At 59.1% G+C, this 17,311-nt stretch carries 16 protein-coding genes; 11 read left to right on the top strand and 5 right to left on the bottom strand.

Features of this window, described 5'->3' with window-relative positions:
* The first annotated feature begins 10 nt into the window (after nucleotides 1–10).
* The 3 genes from hemL to FZE95_RS04825 are packed head-to-tail and all read left to right on the top strand — an operon-like array spanning nucleotide 11 to nucleotide 2,528.
* Nucleotides 11–1,291 (top strand): glutamate-1-semialdehyde 2,1-aminomutase, encoded by a 1,281-nt coding sequence (hemL, locus tag FZE95_RS04835; protein WP_150299688.1) that lies wholly within the window; start codon nucleotides 11–13, stop codon nucleotides 1,289–1,291.
* A complete protein-coding gene (locus FZE95_RS04830) occupies nucleotides 1,288–1,932 on the top strand; it encodes a hypothetical protein (RefSeq protein WP_150299687.1) in 645 nt (214 codons plus the stop codon). The genes hemL and FZE95_RS04830 overlap by 4 nt, the downstream gene beginning before the upstream one ends.
* On the top strand, nucleotides 1,932–2,528 hold the full coding sequence (locus FZE95_RS04825) for a tetratricopeptide repeat protein (protein ID WP_223824964.1): 597 nt from the start codon (nucleotides 1,932–1,934) through the stop codon (nucleotides 2,526–2,528). The genes FZE95_RS04830 and FZE95_RS04825 overlap by 1 nt, the downstream gene beginning before the upstream one ends.
* A 43-nt stretch (nucleotides 2,529–2,571) precedes the next feature.
* Here the strand turns inward: FZE95_RS04825 and FZE95_RS04820 are convergent, their stop codons facing one another.
* Nucleotides 2,572–2,904, bottom strand: coding sequence for a DUF1820 family protein (locus FZE95_RS04820; RefSeq protein ID WP_150299686.1), 333 nt, complete (start codon nucleotides 2,902–2,904; stop codon nucleotides 2,572–2,574).
* A gap of 196 nt (nucleotides 2,905–3,100) precedes the next feature.
* On the opposite strand from FZE95_RS04820, the gene miaB reads away from it, so the two are divergent.
* The 5 genes from miaB (at nucleotide 3,101) to lnt (ending at nucleotide 8,407) form a co-directional block, all read left to right on the top strand.
* A complete protein-coding gene (gene miaB, locus FZE95_RS04815) occupies nucleotides 3,101–4,444 on the top strand; it encodes a tRNA (N6-isopentenyl adenosine(37)-C2)-methylthiotransferase MiaB (RefSeq protein ID WP_150299685.1) in 1,344 nt (447 codons plus the stop codon).
* Between the two features lie 97 nt (nucleotides 4,445–4,541).
* Nucleotides 4,542–5,570: a PhoH family protein gene (locus tag FZE95_RS04810; RefSeq protein WP_150299684.1), complete on the top strand. Its 1,029-nt coding sequence runs from the start codon at nucleotides 4,542–4,544 to the stop codon at nucleotides 5,568–5,570.
* Nucleotides 5,560–6,027, top strand: a complete 468-nt coding sequence (gene ybeY / locus FZE95_RS04805; RefSeq protein ID WP_150299683.1) for an rRNA maturation RNase YbeY — start codon at nucleotides 5,560–5,562, stop codon at nucleotides 6,025–6,027. Before FZE95_RS04810 ends, ybeY begins: the two co-directional genes overlap by 11 nt.
* 6 nt (nucleotides 6,028–6,033) lie before the next feature.
* Nucleotides 6,034–6,873 (top strand): HlyC/CorC family transporter, encoded by an 840-nt coding sequence (locus FZE95_RS04800; protein ID WP_150299682.1) that lies wholly within the window; start codon nucleotides 6,034–6,036, stop codon nucleotides 6,871–6,873.
* A 28-nt stretch (nucleotides 6,874–6,901) separates the two neighbouring features.
* Nucleotides 6,902–8,407, top strand: a complete 1,506-nt coding sequence (gene lnt / locus FZE95_RS04795) for an apolipoprotein N-acyltransferase (protein ID WP_150299762.1) — start codon at nucleotides 6,902–6,904, stop codon at nucleotides 8,405–8,407.
* Here lnt and FZE95_RS04790 read toward each other — a convergent pair.
* A complete protein-coding gene (locus tag FZE95_RS04790; RefSeq protein WP_150299681.1) occupies nucleotides 8,357–8,647 on the bottom strand; it encodes a hypothetical protein in 291 nt (96 codons plus the stop codon). The genes lnt and FZE95_RS04790 overlap by 51 nt on opposite strands.
* 188 nt (nucleotides 8,648–8,835) lie before the next feature.
* Here FZE95_RS04790 and leuS point away from each other — a divergent pair, with 188 nt between their 5' ends.
* Genes leuS through holA form a run of 3 tightly spaced genes read left to right on the top strand, consistent with a single transcriptional unit; the run spans nucleotide 8,836 to nucleotide 13,043 of the window.
* Nucleotides 8,836–11,442 carry a leucine--tRNA ligase gene (leuS, locus tag FZE95_RS04785; protein ID WP_150299680.1) on the top strand — a complete coding sequence of 869 codons (2,607 nt, stop codon included), beginning with the start codon at nucleotides 8,836–8,838 and terminating at the stop codon, nucleotides 11,440–11,442.
* A 19-nt stretch (nucleotides 11,443–11,461) separates the two neighbouring features.
* Nucleotides 11,462–12,007 (top strand): LPS-assembly lipoprotein LptE, encoded by a 546-nt coding sequence (locus FZE95_RS04780; RefSeq protein WP_163984073.1) that lies wholly within the window; start codon nucleotides 11,462–11,464, stop codon nucleotides 12,005–12,007.
* A 7-nt stretch (nucleotides 12,008–12,014) separates the two neighbouring features.
* Nucleotides 12,015–13,043, top strand: a complete 1,029-nt coding sequence (gene holA, locus FZE95_RS04775) for a DNA polymerase III subunit delta (protein ID WP_150299678.1) — start codon at nucleotides 12,015–12,017, stop codon at nucleotides 13,041–13,043.
* Between the two features lie 26 nt (nucleotides 13,044–13,069).
* On the opposite strand, the gene FZE95_RS04770 is transcribed toward holA, so the two are convergent.
* The 3 genes from FZE95_RS04770 to nhaB are packed head-to-tail and all read right to left on the bottom strand — an operon-like array spanning nucleotide 13,070 to nucleotide 16,985.
* On the bottom strand, nucleotides 13,070–13,927 hold the full coding sequence (locus FZE95_RS04770) for a universal stress protein (protein WP_150299677.1): 858 nt from the start codon (nucleotides 13,925–13,927) through the stop codon (nucleotides 13,070–13,072).
* A gap of 18 nt (nucleotides 13,928–13,945) precedes the next feature.
* Complete coding sequence (locus FZE95_RS04765; protein ID WP_150299761.1) at nucleotides 13,946–15,433, bottom strand: SulP family inorganic anion transporter; 1,488 nt, start codon at nucleotides 15,431–15,433, stop codon at nucleotides 13,946–13,948.
* 43 nt (nucleotides 15,434–15,476) lie between these two features.
* On the bottom strand, nucleotides 15,477–16,985 hold the full coding sequence (gene nhaB, locus FZE95_RS04760) for a sodium/proton antiporter NhaB (protein WP_150299676.1): 1,509 nt from the start codon (nucleotides 16,983–16,985) through the stop codon (nucleotides 15,477–15,479).
* Between the last annotated feature and the right edge of the window lie 326 nt (nucleotides 16,986–17,311).

Genomic DNA, 17,311 nt, shown 5'->3' with positions numbered 1-17,311 from the left:
AGAAAAAGCCATGTCCCGCTCCGAAGTACTTTTTTCCAACGCTCAGAAACACATTCCAGGCGGCGTCAATTCCCCGGTCCGCGCGTTCAAGAGCGTGGGCGGTACGCCACTGTTCATCAAGCATGCCGAGGGCGCCTACATCATCGATGAGGATGACAAACGCTACATCGATTATGTGGGTTCCTGGGGTCCGATGATTCTGGGCCACAGCCATCCCGATGTACTGGATGCGGTACGCCGTCAACTTGACCATGGCCTGTCCTATGGCGCGCCGACCGAGATGGAAACGCAAATGGCCGATCTGGTGTGCTCGCTCGTGCCCTCAATGGACCTGGTGCGCATGGTCAGTTCCGGCACTGAAGCCACCATGAGCGCCATTCGTCTGGCCCGCGGTTATACCGGTCGCGACAGCATCATCAAGTTCGAGGGCTGTTATCACGGTCACTCTGACAGTCTGCTGGTCAAGGCAGGCTCCGGCGCCTTGACCCAGGGCGTGCCCAGCTCCGCCGGGGTGCCTGCCGATTTCGCCAAGCACACCCTGACGTTGCCCTACAACGACATTGCCCAGGTCGAGAAGATGCTCTCGGAAGTCGGCAACGACGTGGCCTGCATCATCGTCGAGCCGGTGGCCGGCAACATGAATTGCGTGCCGCCAGCGCCAGGCTTTCTGCAGGGTCTTCGGAGTCTGTGTGACCAGCACGGCGTGGTGCTGATTTTCGACGAAGTCATGACCGGCTTCCGCGTTGCCCTCGGCGGTGCGCAGGCGTATTACGGCGTCACGCCGGACCTGACCACCTTCGGCAAGATCATCGGCGGTGGCATGCCAGTGGGATGCTTTGGCGGCAAGCGCGAAATCATGGAGGTGATTGCACCTTTGGGTCCGGTCTATCAGGCAGGCACGCTTTCCGGTAACCCGCTGGCCATGGCGGCCGGCCTGGCCACTCTGAAGCTGATTCAGCGTTCCGGCTTTCATGACGAGTTGACCGATTACACCAGTCGTATGCTGACCGGCCTCCAGGAGCGGGCCGATGCAGCCGGTATACCGTTCATCACCACCCAGGCGGGGGGCATGTTCGGCCTTTACTTCTCGGGCGCAGATAACATCGTCACCTTCGAGGATGTCATGGCCAGCGATGCGGAACGCTTCAAACGCTTCTTCCACGTGCTGCTGGAGAACGGCGTCTATCTGGCACCAAGCGCCTTCGAAGCCGGTTTCACCTCGATCGCCCACGGCGACACCGAGCTGCAGCTGACCCTTGATGCCGCCGAGAAAGCTTTCGCCGCCCTATGACGCTATTCGTGTACGTTGCGCTGACGACCAGCCTGCTCGGGATGAGTGCCTGGCTGTGGTTGCATCGCCAGCCGCTGCATCTACCGGCTCGCGGGGCATTAACCGCAGGCCTCGTCGGACTGTTGCTGGCTGCCGCCGCTGCCCTGTTGTTGGTGCTGACCGAACTGGGCATGAATCAGCATGGCCTGGTGCACGCCCAGCGCATGCTGGGCCTCGCCGCTCAGCATCTGTCGCTGCCGCTCTTGGGGATGGCCTGCCTGTTCCTGGCGTTGGGGCTACACTGGAAGCCGATGACCTGGGCCCAGATCATCCTCGGTCTGATGGCTTTTTTTGAACTGGCCAGGCGCATGCAGCTGGAGCAGCAGTACCACTGGCTGGTTAATCTGGTCGGCGTGGCTGCCCTGTTGTTTGCTGCGCTATTGAATGTTCGTCGCCATCGGCTGGCTGCAGCGCTCGGCGTAATCGCTGCCGGCTTTTTACTGGCGCCGGGATTGCTGGACTATGAAATGCCTCTGGAAGCGCTATTCAGAACGAGCCAGCAAGCCAGCTGGCTGATTCCCGGATTTGTCGCCCTGGGTCTGGCGCTGGGCCTGCTCAGCACCCAATCACAGAGCCTGAACATTCAGATGACGAGCGATTGATGAAATACCCAGTGATGACGTCAATGCGGGCCTTGGTGCTTAGCCTTGCTTTCAGCCCCCTGCTCGTCAATGCGCAAAGCGGGAACCCGTTGCTGATAAGCGCCGAGGATCGCTGCGCGCTGAACCGGGTGGACGATGAAAGCCTGGAGCTGGCACTGGATAACTGCCGGGCCGCTGCCGACGAAGGCGACATGCAGGCGCAATTCGAGATGGGCGACCTGTACTATCAGGGCGAGCGGATCGAACGGGATCTGGACACCGCACTCGAGTGGTTCGAAGAAGCGTCCGTACAGGGCCACCCTGCTGCCCAGTATCGGCTGGGTTTGATGCACTACCAGGGAGAAGGCGTCGAGCGGAACCTGCCGCAGGCTTACATCATCCTCAAGATGGCAGCGATCAATGGCCAGGATGAAGCGATGGATGCCAGCGACAAGATTGCCACGGAGATGAACCGGGAAGAAATCGAGATGGCGACGCAGGTCCTCGGCACCCTGTTTCGCAACTACCTGAACCAGCTACGCAAGGAAGAGTATGACCGTTTCTTTAATGGCAACGATTCAGCGCAACCCGGCGTACCGGTGATGCCGCAGGAATGACCCAGGCCGGTCAGCTCCGCCCAAGGGCTGACCGACCCCGGTTCTACTGCCCCGAGCCCGGCGGCGACGGAAAATTCATCACGTTGCCAACGTGGCCCTTGGCTTCACTGATCTTTGCCTGACCGACGCTTTCGACCTCATCGATGCGCACGATCGCGTGCGCGGGGATGAAGCTGCGATTGACACCATCGAACTGATTCTTGAGTTTCTCTTCACCCGGGTCGACGAGCACCTGGGAACGCTCGCCGAACACCAGCTCCTCGATTTCCAGGAAGCCCCACAGCTCGCTCTGGAAGATATGCCGGGCATAAAGCTCGTACACCTGCCCCTGATTGTGAAAGATCACACGAAAAATAGGTTCTTTATCTTTGCTCATGGAGTGATTCAGGATTGCTCTTGTGAATGCGGTGTATAACCGGAAAACAGGAAGGTGAATCTGGCATGCCGCGCCCATCAAAGTGCCGACAGACCTTGTAACAGGGCGCGGATCATACCACAGCGCAGGGCGTAACAAAGGCCCGGTCATCTGTGTATAATCGCGCCTTTCCCACGATACCCTCAGCAGATCTCCCATGGCCAAGAAACTCTATATCCAGACCCACGGTTGCCAGATGAACGAGTATGACAGCTCGCGAATGGTTGACCTGCTCGGCGATGGTCAGGCAATGGAACTGACCGACCGTCCGGACAACGCCGATGTCATTTTGCTCAACACCTGCTCTATTCGCGAGAAAGCGCAGGAGAAGGTGTTTTCCGAACTCGGCCGCTGGCGTCCGCTGAAGGACAAGAATCCCGGATTGATAATTGGTGTTGGCGGTTGCGTTGCCAGCCAGGAAGGCGCGGCGATACGCGACCGCGCGCCCTATGTCGATGTGGTTTTCGGCCCGCAGACGCTGCATCGCCTGCCGGAAATGATCGACGCCGCACGGACCACGCGCAAGCCGCAGGTCGATGTGTCCTTTCCCGAGATTGAAAAGTTTGATCGCTTGCCTGAGCCGCAGGTGGACGGACCGACCGCGTTTGTCTCGGTCATGGAAGGGTGTAGCAAGTACTGCAGCTTCTGCGTTGTGCCTTATACCCGTGGCGAGGAAGTCAGCCGCCCCTTCGATGATGTGCTGGCCGAAGCGATACACCTCGCCGAGAACGGCGTGCGTGAAATCACCCTGCTCGGGCAGAACGTCAATGGCTATCGTGGCGCGACCCACGACGGGCGCGTTGCCGACCTCGCCGAGCTGATCCGCGTTATCGCCGCCATCGACGGGATCGACCGCATCCGCTATACGACCTCGCACCCGCTGGAATTCTCCGACAGCCTGATCCAGGCCCACGCGGAAGTCCCTGAGCTGGTGAAATACCTGCATTTGCCTGTGCAGTCGGGCTCGGACCGGGTGCTGGCCGGAATGAAGCGCAACCACACTGCGCTGGAATACAAATCGCGGATCCGCAAGCTCAAAGCGGCGGTGCCGGACATCTTGCTCAGCTCCGACTTTATCGTGGGCTTCCCCGGTGAAACGGAAAAGGATTTCGCGCAGACCATGAAGCTGATCGAGGAGGTAGGATTCGATTTCTCCTACTCCTTTATCTACAGTTCCCGGCCCGGCACCCCCGCCGCCGATCTGCTCGACGACACCCCTGTGGAAGTGAAAAAACAGCGTCTGAAAGTGCTGCAGGATCGCATCAACCAGCAGGGCTTCGAAAATAGCCGCCGCATGGCTGGGACTACCCAGCGTATTCTGGTCACCGACTACTCCAAAAAGGATCCGGGGATGCTGCAGGGCCGCACCGAACATAACCGGATCGTCAACTTCCGCAGTGACAATCCGCAGCTGATCGGGCAGTTCGTTGATGTACTGATTGACGAAGCACTTCCCCATTCGCTGCGCGGAACTCTCACCGACCGTGTAACTCTTCAGTAAAAGCGCGCAAAACATTTGCCAGGGCACCGATCTTTGCAGTGCCCGCATTGCGCGCTATGCTGTGTTTTCCTGAATCCAAGGGGTACAACAGACCAACTTGAACGTTTCCTCCGAGATCCATCGTTTCGCTATCGAACCCGTTGATTCTCGCCGTTTTGCCAGTCTTTGCGGCCAGTTTGACGAACATCTCCGCCTGATCGAACAACGATTGGGCATCGAAGTGCGCAACCGGGGCAGCCAGTTTGAACTGATTGGCGATCCGGAAATCACCCGCTCCGCCGAAGCCGTGCTGCGCCAGCTCTACCGTGAAACGCGGGACGCAGAGCTGACGCCCGATACCGTTCATCTGTTCCTCCAGGAATCCGGCCTCGAAAATCTCAGTGAAGCCCTGCATACCGATTCGCACAAGCCTGTGGTGCTGCGTACCAAACGCATGACCATCCAGCCACGTGGTCCGAATCAGCAGAGCTATGTGCGCTCGATTCAGGAACACGATATCAACTTCGGGATCGGGCCGGCCGGGACGGGCAAGACCTACCTGGCAGTCGCCTGCGCGGTTGATGCGCTGGAACGCGAACAGATCGGCCGCATCCTGCTGGTTCGTCCAGCCGTCGAAGCCGGCGAAAAACTCGGCTTTCTGCCCGGCGACCTGTCGCAGAAGATCGATCCCTACTTGCGGCCGCTTTACGACGCGCTCTACGAAATGCTCGGTTTCGAGCAGGTCGCCAAGCTGATTGAGCGTCAGGTGATCGAAGTCGCGCCACTGGCCTACATGCGTGGTCGTACGCTGAACAACAGCTTCATTATTCTGGATGAAAGCCAGAACACCACGCTTGAACAGATGAAGATGTTCCTGACCCGTATCGGATTCGGCTCAACCGCAGTCATTACCGGCGACGTCACCCAGGTTGACCTGCCACGCGGCACAAAGTCCGGCCTGTCTCATGTGGCTGAGGTCCTCAAAGGCGTCAAGGGTATCGGTTTCACCCATTTCAAATCCAAGGATGTAGTGCGTCACCCGCTGGTGCAACGCATTGTCGAGGCCTATGACCGCTTCGACAGCGAGCAGGAGACACTGCGGGAGAAGTTGAAGCAGGAGCGCAAGGACCGCAGTCATGAACAGTGACGCGATTGAAGTCGACATCCAGCGCGCAACCGAGGCCAGTGGTCAACCTGACGACGAAAGCCTCAGACGCTGGGCCGGGCTAGCCCTGCGAGGCAAACCCGGCCATGAACTCACTATCCGTCTGGTTGATGCCGACGAGAGCCGTGAACTGAATCACGAGTACCGCGGAAAGGACTACGCTACCAACGTATTGTCCTTTCCGTCCGACCTGCCCCCCGAATTGAACATTCCCCTGCTGGGTGATCTGGTGATCTGCGTCCCCGTTGTGCTGCAAGAAGCGGCGGAACAGGGCAAGACCGCCGAGGCCCATTGGGCGCACATGGTTATCCATGGCTGCCTGCACCTGCTCGGCTACGATCATATTGAAGACACCGAAGCAGAGGAAATGGAGACACTGGAACGCCAGTTACTGGGCGAACTGGGCATTTCCGACCCCTATCTTTCCATCGACGAGTAAGGACCCATGAGCGAAGACCGATCGACCAACGGACACAAGACCTGGCTGGATAAGATAGCCCAGGCTTTTGTCCATGAACCCCAGAATCGCCAGGAACTGCTGGAATTACTGCGCGCAGCACATACCAACGAAGTCCTGGACATTGAGGCCCTGTCGATTATTGAAGGCGCTCTGCAGGTGTCAGATATGCAGGTGCGGGACATCATGATCCCTCGCTCGCAAATGACCACCATCAAAGCCACCCAGAATCCGCGGGAATTTCTGCCTGCGGTGATCGAAGCAGCACACTCCCGTTATCCGGTCATCGGTGAAAGCATTGACGATGTGCTGGGTATCCTGCTCGCCAAGGACCTGCTGCCCCTACTGCTGGAAGGCGACGTCGACCGCTACAACATCAAGGACATCCTGCGTCCCGCCACCTGTGTGCCGGAATCCAAGCGACTCAACGTACTGCTCAAGGAATTCCGCTCCAACCGCAACCACATGGCGATCGTGATCGATGAATACGGCGGCGTTTCCGGATTGGTGACAATCGAGGACGTACTCGAACAGATTGTCGGCGACATCGAGGACGAGCACGACGTTGACGATGACAGCTTCATCAAACCGCTGCCCAGCGGAGACTTCCTGATCAAGGGGCTGACGCCGATCGACGAGTTCAATGAACACTTCGAGACGGAATTCCCTGATGAAGAGTTCGACACCGTAGGCGGTTTGGTCATGAATGCTTTCGGTCATTTACCCAAGCGCAACGAAGTGGTCGAACTGGACGGCTTCCGTGTGCGAGTGCTGAATGCCGATAGCCGCCGCGTCCATCTGCTACGGGTAACCGTCGTCCCTGCCTGAGGCATCTGATCAAGTGATTTCCCGATGCATCGACTGGCTACGTAACCCCGGCTGGCCTGGACATGTAGTTGCGCTGCTTGCCGGCGCGCTGAGCACGCTGTCGCTCAACCCCTTCAACCTGTGGCCGCTGGGCCTTGTTTCGGTAGCCCTTCTCTATCAGGGACTGAAGCAGGTCAGCGGCGGTCAGGCGGTGCTGCGGGGCTGGGCCTGGGGTGTAGGGCTGTTCGCCACCGGGGTTTCCTGGGTCTACGTCAGCATTCACGTGCATGGCTACGCACCGCCAGCGTTGGCTGGCCTGCTCACCGCCCTGTTCGTCTGCGGGCTGGCATTGATTCCGGCACTCATGGCCTGGGTCTGGTCACGCTGGCTGCGGCCGGCTTCCGGAATATGGCTGGCGTGCTTCGGCTTTTCGTTGCTATGGATCGCCACCGAAATGTTCCGCGGCTGGTTCCTCACCGGCTTTCCCTGGCTGTATCACGGGTACGCGCATACCGACACATGGCTGGCAGGCTGGGCGCCAGTCGGCGGGGTATGGCTGGTCGGCTTGCTGAGCGTACTGAGCGCCTGCCTGCTCAGTGAAACCAGGCTCTGGACCAAGCCGCGCCAGGCTATGCTGGGTGGCATCAGTCTGCTGGCGATATGGCTCGGTGGCTGGCTGCTGAATGCGGTGGAGTGGACCTCGCCGGCGGGTAAACCGTTATCCGTTGCGCTGATCCAGGCGGACATCGCCCAATCGCGTAAATGGGATCCTGCACACATCGATCATACCCTCGCCACCTATCGCGACATGAGCTATGCGCAGGGTCCGGTGGATCTGATCGTCTGGCCAGAGACTGCGGTTCCCGTGCTGCAAAGCCAGGCGCTGCCATTCGTACAGGGCATGGCGCGCAATCTGGCCGAACGCGGCACAACGCTGATCACCGGCATCCCGGTCGACCAGGGTCAGGGTGACGAAATGCGCATCTATAACGGCATCAGCATTGCTGGCGACGAGGGCAATCAATATCTCAAGCACAAACTGGTGCCTTTCGGTGAATACGTGCCGCTGGAGCAATGGCTGCGCGGCGTGATCGCTTTCTTCGACCTGCCCATGTCGAGCTTTTCCCGTGGTCCGGCCAAGCAGGCACCCTTAAGCGCCATGGGCTATGAGCTGGCACCTTTTATCTGCTACGAAGCAGTGTATCCGGATTTTTCCGCTCGCCTTGCCGCACAAAGCCAGTTGCTGATCTCGATCAGTAATGACAGCTGGTTTGGCAGGTCAATCGGGCCGCTGCAACACTTGCAGATGGCGCGCATGCGCTCGATCGAAAGCGGTCGCTGGATGATTCGCGGCACCAACAACGGCGTCACGGCACTGATTGATCACCAGGGTAAGTTGCGCGAGCAGATTCCGCAGTTCGCTGCGCTCGCGTTGAAGGGTGAGGTCCAACCCAGGGAGGGGCAGACTCCCTTCTTGCGCTGGAAGAGCTGGCCCCTGGGAGTATTAATGGTGGGTGGTTTGCTGCTGTGCCTGCTCAGACGTCGAGCGGTCTAGGGTGTGATAGTTGGGTAATGGCTGCTGGCCGGTTTCGAGCGTATCGAGGATCCGCCAAAGCAGCCTTACGTCTTCCTTGCTTAAACCACTGAGTTCCAGTTCGGTGAGACCGGGCGGCTGACCATCCAGCCATTGCCGGGTCCGTGCCATATCCATTGCCTGATCCAGCCTTCTCAATAGACGTCCGTAGGAGGAATCCCGGTTCCAGCAAGAGAGCGGCTCCGGTTCCGGTGTCTTCATCAAATACCTCCTCAACTGTTGACTGATTTCCTGTACGGGTAGCGATGTGCGCCCTCTAACAGAGCATAGACGCAGCAGGAGCAGGTAATAGACGCGGCGACGAATGGCAATGACTACCTGTGACCAGGCCGGTGGTGTATCCTGCCCCATTACTTTTTGTGACATTGACGAGTCGATCAGCCCACACCATGCAAGAACAGTATTCTCCCCGCGATATCGAAGCAGCCGCCCAGGCCGACTGGAATCAGACCAATGCGTTCCAGGTCAGCGAAACGCCCGGCCAGGAGACATTCTATTGTCTGTCCATGTTTCCCTACCCCAGCGGCAAGCTGCACATGGGACACGTACGCAACTACACCATCGGTGATGTGATCGCACGCTATCAGCGCATGCAGGGCAAGAACGTGCTGCAGCCGATGGGCTGGGATGCCTTCGGCATGCCCGCCGAAAACGCCGCCATGAACAACAAAGTGGCCCCGGCGAGCTGGACCTATTCCAACATCGATTACATGCGGACCCAGTTGCAGAGTCTCGGGCTGGCGGTGGACTGGTCGCGGGAATTCGCCACCTGCACACCGGAGTATTACCGCTGGGAGCAATGGCTGTTCACGCGCTTGTTCAAACGGGGCGTGATCTATCGCAAGAACGGCATAGTGAACTGGGATCCGGTTGACCAGACTGTCCTGGCCAATGAGCAGGTGATTGACGGCAAGGGCTGGCGCAGTGGCGCGGTGATCGAAAAGCGCGAGATCCCGATGTACTACTTCCGCATCACCGATTATGCAGAAGAGCTGCTTACTTCACTGGACGATCTGCCAGGCTGGCCTGAACAGGTCAAGACCATGCAGCGCAACTGGATCGGCAAGTCTGTCGGCATGGAAGTGCAGTTTCCCTACGACGTTGACAGCATCGGTGGAGAGGGCCGGCTGAAGGTCTTCACCACCCGTCCCGACACATTGATGGGCGCAACCTATGTTGCGGTGGCGGCAGAGCATCCACTCGCCACCCAGGCGGGCGTTACCAACCCCAAGCTGCAGGCGTTCATCGATGAGTGCAAACGGGGCGGCGTCGCCGAAGCCGATATCGCCACGCAGGAAAAGAAAGGCCTGCCCACCGGGCTGTTCGTCCGTCATCCGCTGACCGATGAAAAGCTCCCGGTGTGGGTCGCCAACTACGTTCTGATGACCTACGGCGAAGGTGCGGTGATGGCCGTTCCCGCCCACGATGAGCGTGATTTCGCCTTTGCTCTGGAATACGGCCTGCCAATCAAGCCCGTTGTGCGCACTTCCGCTGGAAATGAAACGCCTGCGCCCTGGCAGGATGCGTATGCCGAAAAAGGTACGCTGATCAACTCGGACGAATTCAATGACATGGACTTCGATAGCGCGCTGACCGCTATCGGCGACGTGCTGGAACAGAAACAACTGGGCGCGCCGCGCACCCAGTTCCGCCTGCGTGACTGGGGCATCAGCCGGCAACGCTACTGGGGTTGTCCGATCCCGATCATCCATTGCGATACCTGTGGTGACGTTCCGGTACCCGAAGATCAGCTCCCTGTCGTATTGCCCGAAGACGTCGTGCCCGATGGCGCAGGGTCGCCGCTGGCGCGCATGGCGGAATTCTACGAATGCGAATGCCCGACCTGCGGTAACAAGGCCCGTCGTGAAACCGACACCATGGATACCTTCGTCGAGAGCTCCTGGTACTTTGCGCGCTACGCATCGCCGCACTATCAGGAGGGCCTGGTCGATCCCAAGGCAGCGAACCACTGGTTGCCTGTTGACCAGTATATCGGCGGCATCGAGCATGCCATCCTGCATCTTCTGTATGCGCGATTCTTCCACAAGTTGATGCGTGATGAAGGCCTGCTTGACTCGGATGAACCGTTCAAGAATCTGCTCACACAAGGCATGGTCATTGCCGAAACCTATTACCGTCTGGAAGAGAACGGCGGCAAAACCTGGTTCAACCCGGCGGACGTGACCGTTGAGCGCGACGCCAAGGGCAAGATAATCGCCGCACGCCTGACCAGCGATGGCCAGACAGTGGAAATCGGCGGCGTCGAGAAGATGTCGAAGTCGAAGAACAACGGGGTCGATCCACAGTCGATGATCGAGCAGTATGGCGCCGACACGTGCCGCCTGTTCATGATGTTTGCATCTCCGCCGGATATGAGTCTGGAATGGTCCGATACCGGCGTCGAAGGGGCACATCGCTTTCTACGCCGCGTCTGGCGCCTGGCCAGCCAGCATGCCCAGGGCGAGCGTCCAGCAGCGCTGGACGCCGCCAGCCTCAGCGACGATCAGAAAGCCGTACGCCGCGCCATTCACCTCGCCATCAAGCAGGCGAGCCAGGATATCGGGCAGAATCACAAATTCAACACGGCTATCGCTGCGGTGATGACGCTGATGAACGTGTTGGAAAAAGCACCACAGGCGTCCGGTCAGGACCGGGCCCTGCTACAGGAAGGACTGGAAACCGTCGCCCTGCTGCTGGCCCCGATCACTCCGCACATCAGCCATGGACTTTGGCAAGCATTGGGTCATAGTGATCCGGTCATCAATGCGCCCTGGCCGAAGCTCGACGAATCGGCTCTGGTTCAGGACACCCTGCAGCTGGTCATTCAGGTTAACGGTAAACTGCGCGGGCACCTGGAAGTGGCTGCCCACGCCAGCCGCGAAACCGTCGAAGCAGCCGCGCGCCTGAATGAAAACGTGCTGCGCTTCACCGAGGGGTTGAGTATTCGCAAGGTAATTGTGGTGCCGGGTAAACTCGTCAATATCGTCGCCAATTGAGATGCAACGGAGAGCCAACATGCTGCTGAAACGTCCCCGTCACCTGCTGAGTTGCGCCATGCTGGCGGCCGGCGTGCTGCTTAGCGGCTGTGGCTTTCACTTGCGCGGCACCGACGTCGATAGCGTCACGCTGGAGGAACTCCAGTTCAGCGCTCCCGATGAACACAGCCCGACCTATCGTCAGCTGCTCGCTGCGCTGCAGTCCGATGGCGTGCGCATTACCGATGCGGCGGACTACCACCTGCAGCTGATCAGTGATCGTCATGAACGCGTCGCGCTCAGCTACACCAGCCGGATATCCGCCGCTGAATACGAGATCCGCCAGCACCTGACGTTCCAGATCAATGACTCGGAAGGTCGCCCGCTGATTGGCCCCGAGACCCTGACCGCGCGCCGCGTCTACGTGAATGACCGTGACAACATCGTCGGCACCTCGGAGGAAGAAGACCTGCTGCGCGAGGAAATGCGCCGCGACATGACACGTCAGGTGCTGTTCAGGCTATCCAGCCTGACCGAACGCGATCTGGCTGCGCGTGAGCGGGCGCTGGATCAGCTGACTCCTTGAGCGGTCGATGAAACTCAACGCGACTCAGCTGGGCAGGCAACTCAAGGACGAGTTGGCACCGGTCTTCGTAGTGAGCGGCGATGATCCGCTGCTCACTGGCGAAGCCGCTGATCAGATTCGCCATGCTTGCCGCCAGGCCGGTTCAGAGGAGCGGCTGGTATTTCACGTCGACCGCAGCTTCGATTGGGGTCAGCTGCATGACGCCAGTCACAGCATGTCGCTGTTCGCGCAACAGCGGTTGATCGAGCTACGCATTCCCGGCGGCAAACCCGGGGACGAAGGCGGTAAAGCGCTAATCGCCTGGCTGGACTCCCCTCCCCCGGATACCACGCTGCTGGTCAGCTTGCCGAAACTCGACGGCAGCACCCAGCGCAGCAAGTGGGCCAAAACACTTACTGAACATCCAGCCTCCCGTTTTGTGCAGGTCTGGCCGATCGAGGCGCAGCAGCTGCCGAGCTGGATGCGCGACCGTCTTGCCAGCGCCGGCATTCAGGCCAGTCCAGAGGCCCTGGACCTGTTGTCCGCCCGGGTCGAAGGCAACCTGCTGGCGGCCTCCCAGGAAATAGAGAAGCTCAAACTGTTCTGTAATGGCGGCGTGCTGGATGTGCAGACCGTACAGGAAGCGGTAGCTGACAGCGCCCGTTTCGATGTATTCAATCTGGCGGATGCAATGCTCAAGGGCGAGCCGCAACAGGCGTTGCGCGTGTTGCACGGCCTACGCGGGGAAGGTGTTGAAGCCCCTGTTGTGTTGTGGGCGATTGCGCGGGAACTGCGTAGCCTGGCCAACATGGCGCAGGATCTTGCCCGCGGGCTGCCCATGGAAAGGATCTTTGCCAGCCAGCGCCCGCCCGTCTGGGACAAGCGCAAACCCCTGTTAAGCCGCGCCTTACAGCGGCACCCTGCCCCCGCTTGGGAAAGCTGGCTCAGCATTGCCCAGCAAGCCGATGAGCAGATCAAGGGGCAACACGCTGGCTCGGCATGGGATAGCCTTGCGCGCATCGCCGTTGAGGTCTCCGGGTCGCGATTGAAACTATGACAGGCTCGCCCGCACTGCCGCCTATCCTAGCGCAGCAATAACACCGGACCAGTGGCCTTGCGCAGAAGGTGTGTGGTGGTACTGCCTACAAAAAACTGACGGATCCGGGAATGCCCATAAGCGCCCATCACCAGCATGTCGATGCCATGCTGCGCCTGATAGTCCAGCAGAACCTGATCGACGTCTCCCGCACGGATAACGCTATGCACTTCAAAACCCGCGCGCTCAAGGCGTTGCCTGGCAGCGTTCATCGGTTCCTGATGATCTCTGGTGTCAGGACCAACCATCACCAGATGGATAGGCATTCCCTTGAACAACGGGCTTTCGGCCAGCATGTCTACGCCCTTGCGGGTCGTCGCACTGTTATCGAAAGCCAACATGACGCTCGTTGGCCGATGAAAGTCGCCGGACGTGACCAGGATAGGCCGGTGCATGGTGCGGACAACACTCTCAAGATGACTGCCCACGTGGCTGCCCAGCGAGTCGCCCGCTTCGCCCTGCCGACCGATGACCAGCAAGCGGATTTCCGCTTCCAGCTCAAGCAGTGTGTCGGTAAGGCTGCCGTGCCGCTGACGGCTCTGTGGCTCGACGACGCCGGCAGCGCGGGCTCGCTCAGCGGCCGCCTCGAGTAAAAACTGGCCCTGCTCACGCATCAGCTTTCCGCGCCGGGCATCGAGTTCTGCAAGCTCATTCAACAGGTGTTCGCGGCTGCCCAATCCAATATTACCCGACAGATCCGTCACCTGGGGCGCATGGGTATGGTCCAGCACATGCATCAGAGTCAGCGGTGCTGCCAGTTGCAGGCTGGCCCAGGCCGCGTAGTCACAGACCGCGCCGGCTGAGCGGGAGCCGTCAATACAGGCGAGCACATTGAGATTAGTCATTGCCTTGTCTCCTGCAGCTTAATGATCCATCAGCTGGTCTACAGCTTCCGGCTTGTCGTGAACACCAAAACGGTCAACGATGGTTGCGCTGGCCTCGTTGAGCCCACGCACTTCCACCTCGGCGCCTTCCCGGCGCAGCTTGATCACTACCTTGTCCAGTGCCGCAACAGCCGTGATATCCCAGAAATGCGCCCGGGCAAGATCAATGACCACCTTATCAACGGCTTCCTTGAAATCAAACGAGCCAACGAACTTGTCGCTCGAACTGAAGAACACCTGGCCAACAACCTTGTAGGTGCGTTCGCGACCACTGGCCTCCTGTTCACTGCTCACATAGAGGAAATGGCCAATCTTGTTAGCGAAGAACAGCGCCGCCAGCAGCACCCCCACCAGTACGCCATAGGCCAGGTTGTGCGTGGCAACCACCACCGCTACCGTCGAGACCATGACGATATTGGTTGATAGCGGATGCTTCTTCAGGTTGCGTATCGAATCCCAGCTGAAGGTACCGATGGAGACCATGACCATCACCGCAACCAGCGCCGCCATGGGAATCTGTCCGACCCAGTCGCTCAGGAACACCACGAGCAGCAGCAATGCCACGCCCGCGATCAGACAGGACAGCCGGGTGCGCCCCCCGGATTTAACGTTGATCACCGACTGACCAATCATCGCGCAACCGGCCATGCCGCCCAGTAGCCCAGAACCGATATTCGCAATGCCCTGCCCCTTGCATTCACGGTTCTTGTCACTGGACGTATCGGTCAGATCATCCACGATAGTCGCCGTCATCATGGATTCGAGCAAACCAACCACGGCGAGACCTGCCGAATACGGGAAGATGATCATCAGGGTTTCGAGGGTGAGCGGCACCTCCGGCCAAAGGAAAACAGGCAACGTATCGGGCAGCTCTCCCATATCGCTCACCGTGCGAATATCCAGACCCACAACCATGGCCAATGCGGTGAGAACCAGGATGCATACCAACGGCGACGGGATGACCCGGCCGATTGCCGGTACATAGGGAAACAGATAGATGATCGCCAGGCCGCCCGCCGTCATCGCATACACATGCCAGGTGACATTGGTCAGCTCCGGCAACTGGGCCATGAAGATCAGGATCGCCAACGCATTGACGAAACCGGTGACCACCGAACGTGACACGAAGCGCATCAGCGAGCCAAGCTTGAGAAAGCCTGCGGCGATCTGCAGCACACCACAGAGCATCGTCGCGGCAAGCAAGTACTCCAGCCCATGATCCCTGACCAACGTCACCATCAGCAGCGCCATCGCACCCGTAGCCGCGGAAATCATGCCTGGCCGGCCGCCGGTAAAGGCTATCACCACCGCAATACAGAACGATGCGTAAAGGCCAACGCGGGGGTCCACGCCGGCGATGATCGAGAATGCGATGGCCTCGGGAATCAGTGCCAGCGCCACGACCAGACCGCTAAGCAGGTCGCCGCGAATGTTGGAAAACCACTCCTGTTGCACCCTTTCGATCATATTCATTCTCAATCACTGTCCCGTTTTTGTAACACTGCGCACGTCAAAGCCAGTTCACCACCGCAAAATACCCGATGCCCCCCAGCATCAGCGTATAAGGAAAGGCCATTACGACCATGCGGCCATAGGAGAGCCGCACCAACGGCGCAATCGCGGAGGTCAACAGGAACAAGAATGCAGCCTGACCATTCGACGTCGCGACGCTCGGCAAGTTGGTTCCGGTATTGATGGCGATCGCCAGCAACTCGAAATGCTCGCGGCTGATCGAGCCTGCGTCCAGAGCCTGCTTGATCTCGCTGATATACACGGTAGCGACGAAAACGTTATCGCTGATCATCGACAGCACACCGTTGGCCAGAAAGAACATGCCCGGCTGGTCCGATGCCGGCATCGCCAGCACCGCTGTAATAATCGGGCTGAACAGATGCTGCTGATGGATAACAGCCACAATGGCAAAAAACACCACGAGCAAGGAGGTAAAGGGCAACGCTTCCTGAAATGCCTTGCCGATCTGGTGCTCGTCGGTGACCCCGTTGAACGTAGCCATCAGGATAATGGCCATCAGACCAATCAGCCCGACCTCTGCCAGGTGAAACGCCAGACCTATCACCAGCAGCACTGCCGCGACTGCCTGGACGATCAATTGCGCCTTTTGCGCACTTGTGCGTTTCAGCCGCTCACTGGCGGCGAACTCTTCCAGCACGCGCCGTACGTTACGTGGCAATTTGGCGCCGTAGCCGAACCAGCCGGTCTTCTCCAACAACAGACAGGTCAACAACCCTGCCGCCAGCACCGGCATGCTGACTGGCGCCATACGCAGAAAGAATTCGATGAAATCCCATCCCACCACGCCAGCTATCAACAGATTCTGCGGCTCGCCAACCAGGGTGCAGACGCCGCCCAGTGCCGTACCGATGGCACCGTGCATGAGCAGACTGCGGAGAAAGGCGCGGAAGGTTTCCAGATCATTGCGGTGCAGCTCAAGGGGCTCATCCTCCACCTGAACCTCGAGGTTGTCGGCCCGGGCCTTCTCTGGCGCGGACGCGACGCGGTGATAGACCGAGTAGAAACCTACCGCGACGCTGATCACCACCGCGGTAACCGTCAACGCGTCCAGAAATGCCGACATAACCGCTGCGGTCAGTGAGAAGACCAACGCCAGACTGGATTTCGAGCGGACCCCCAACAGAATCCGGGTAAACACCAGGAGCAACAAATCCTTCATGAAATAAATGCCCGCCACCATGAACATCAGCAGCAGGATGACCGGAAAGTTCGCCTGCATCTCGGCGTACAGAGCGTCCGGTGTGGTCATCCCTATAACCAGCGCTTCCAGAGCAAGCAGCCCGCCCGGCAGCAGCGGATAGCATTTCAACGCCATCGCCAGCGTAAAAATGAACTCAACGACCAATAGCCAACCGGTTATATAAGGTCCGGCGACCCACCATACCAGCGGATTCAGTACCAGAAAGGCGACGATAGTTCGCTTGTACCAGGCGGGAGCCTGGCCCATGAAATTATTACGAAAAGCCAGAGACATCGATTGAGACATGGTGATCCCATCCAGAGCGAGCATTGCTTTCAGCCCGCTACGATGAACAAAAAACAACAGATGTGGAGAACGGTAGGTCGAATAAGACCTACTGTTTCAAGCGGCTACTGCTGTCCCTACGCCGGGTAATGACGTACAGGCAGAGCCAGGCGATGAGGTCGCCTCGAGCCGGAGGGGAATACTATGGTGGCGTAACGCCGGGAAAGCAGCGCATTGCAATGGCCTGTGCGAGAAATTAGTGGAGGTTCGTCAGGCGGGCAGAACCCGCCAGCTACAGCAACATCCGACAAATAATTGGTGCGCACCCTATCACATCAGCCTGGATC

The sequence above is a fragment of the Pseudomonas profundi genome, from assembly GCF_008638305.1.
GTDB lineage: Bacteria > Pseudomonadota > Gammaproteobacteria > Pseudomonadales > Pseudomonadaceae > Halopseudomonas > Halopseudomonas profundi.
Note: the sequence above shows the minus strand (reverse complement) of the source record. Positions and strands in the feature narration are given on the sequence as shown.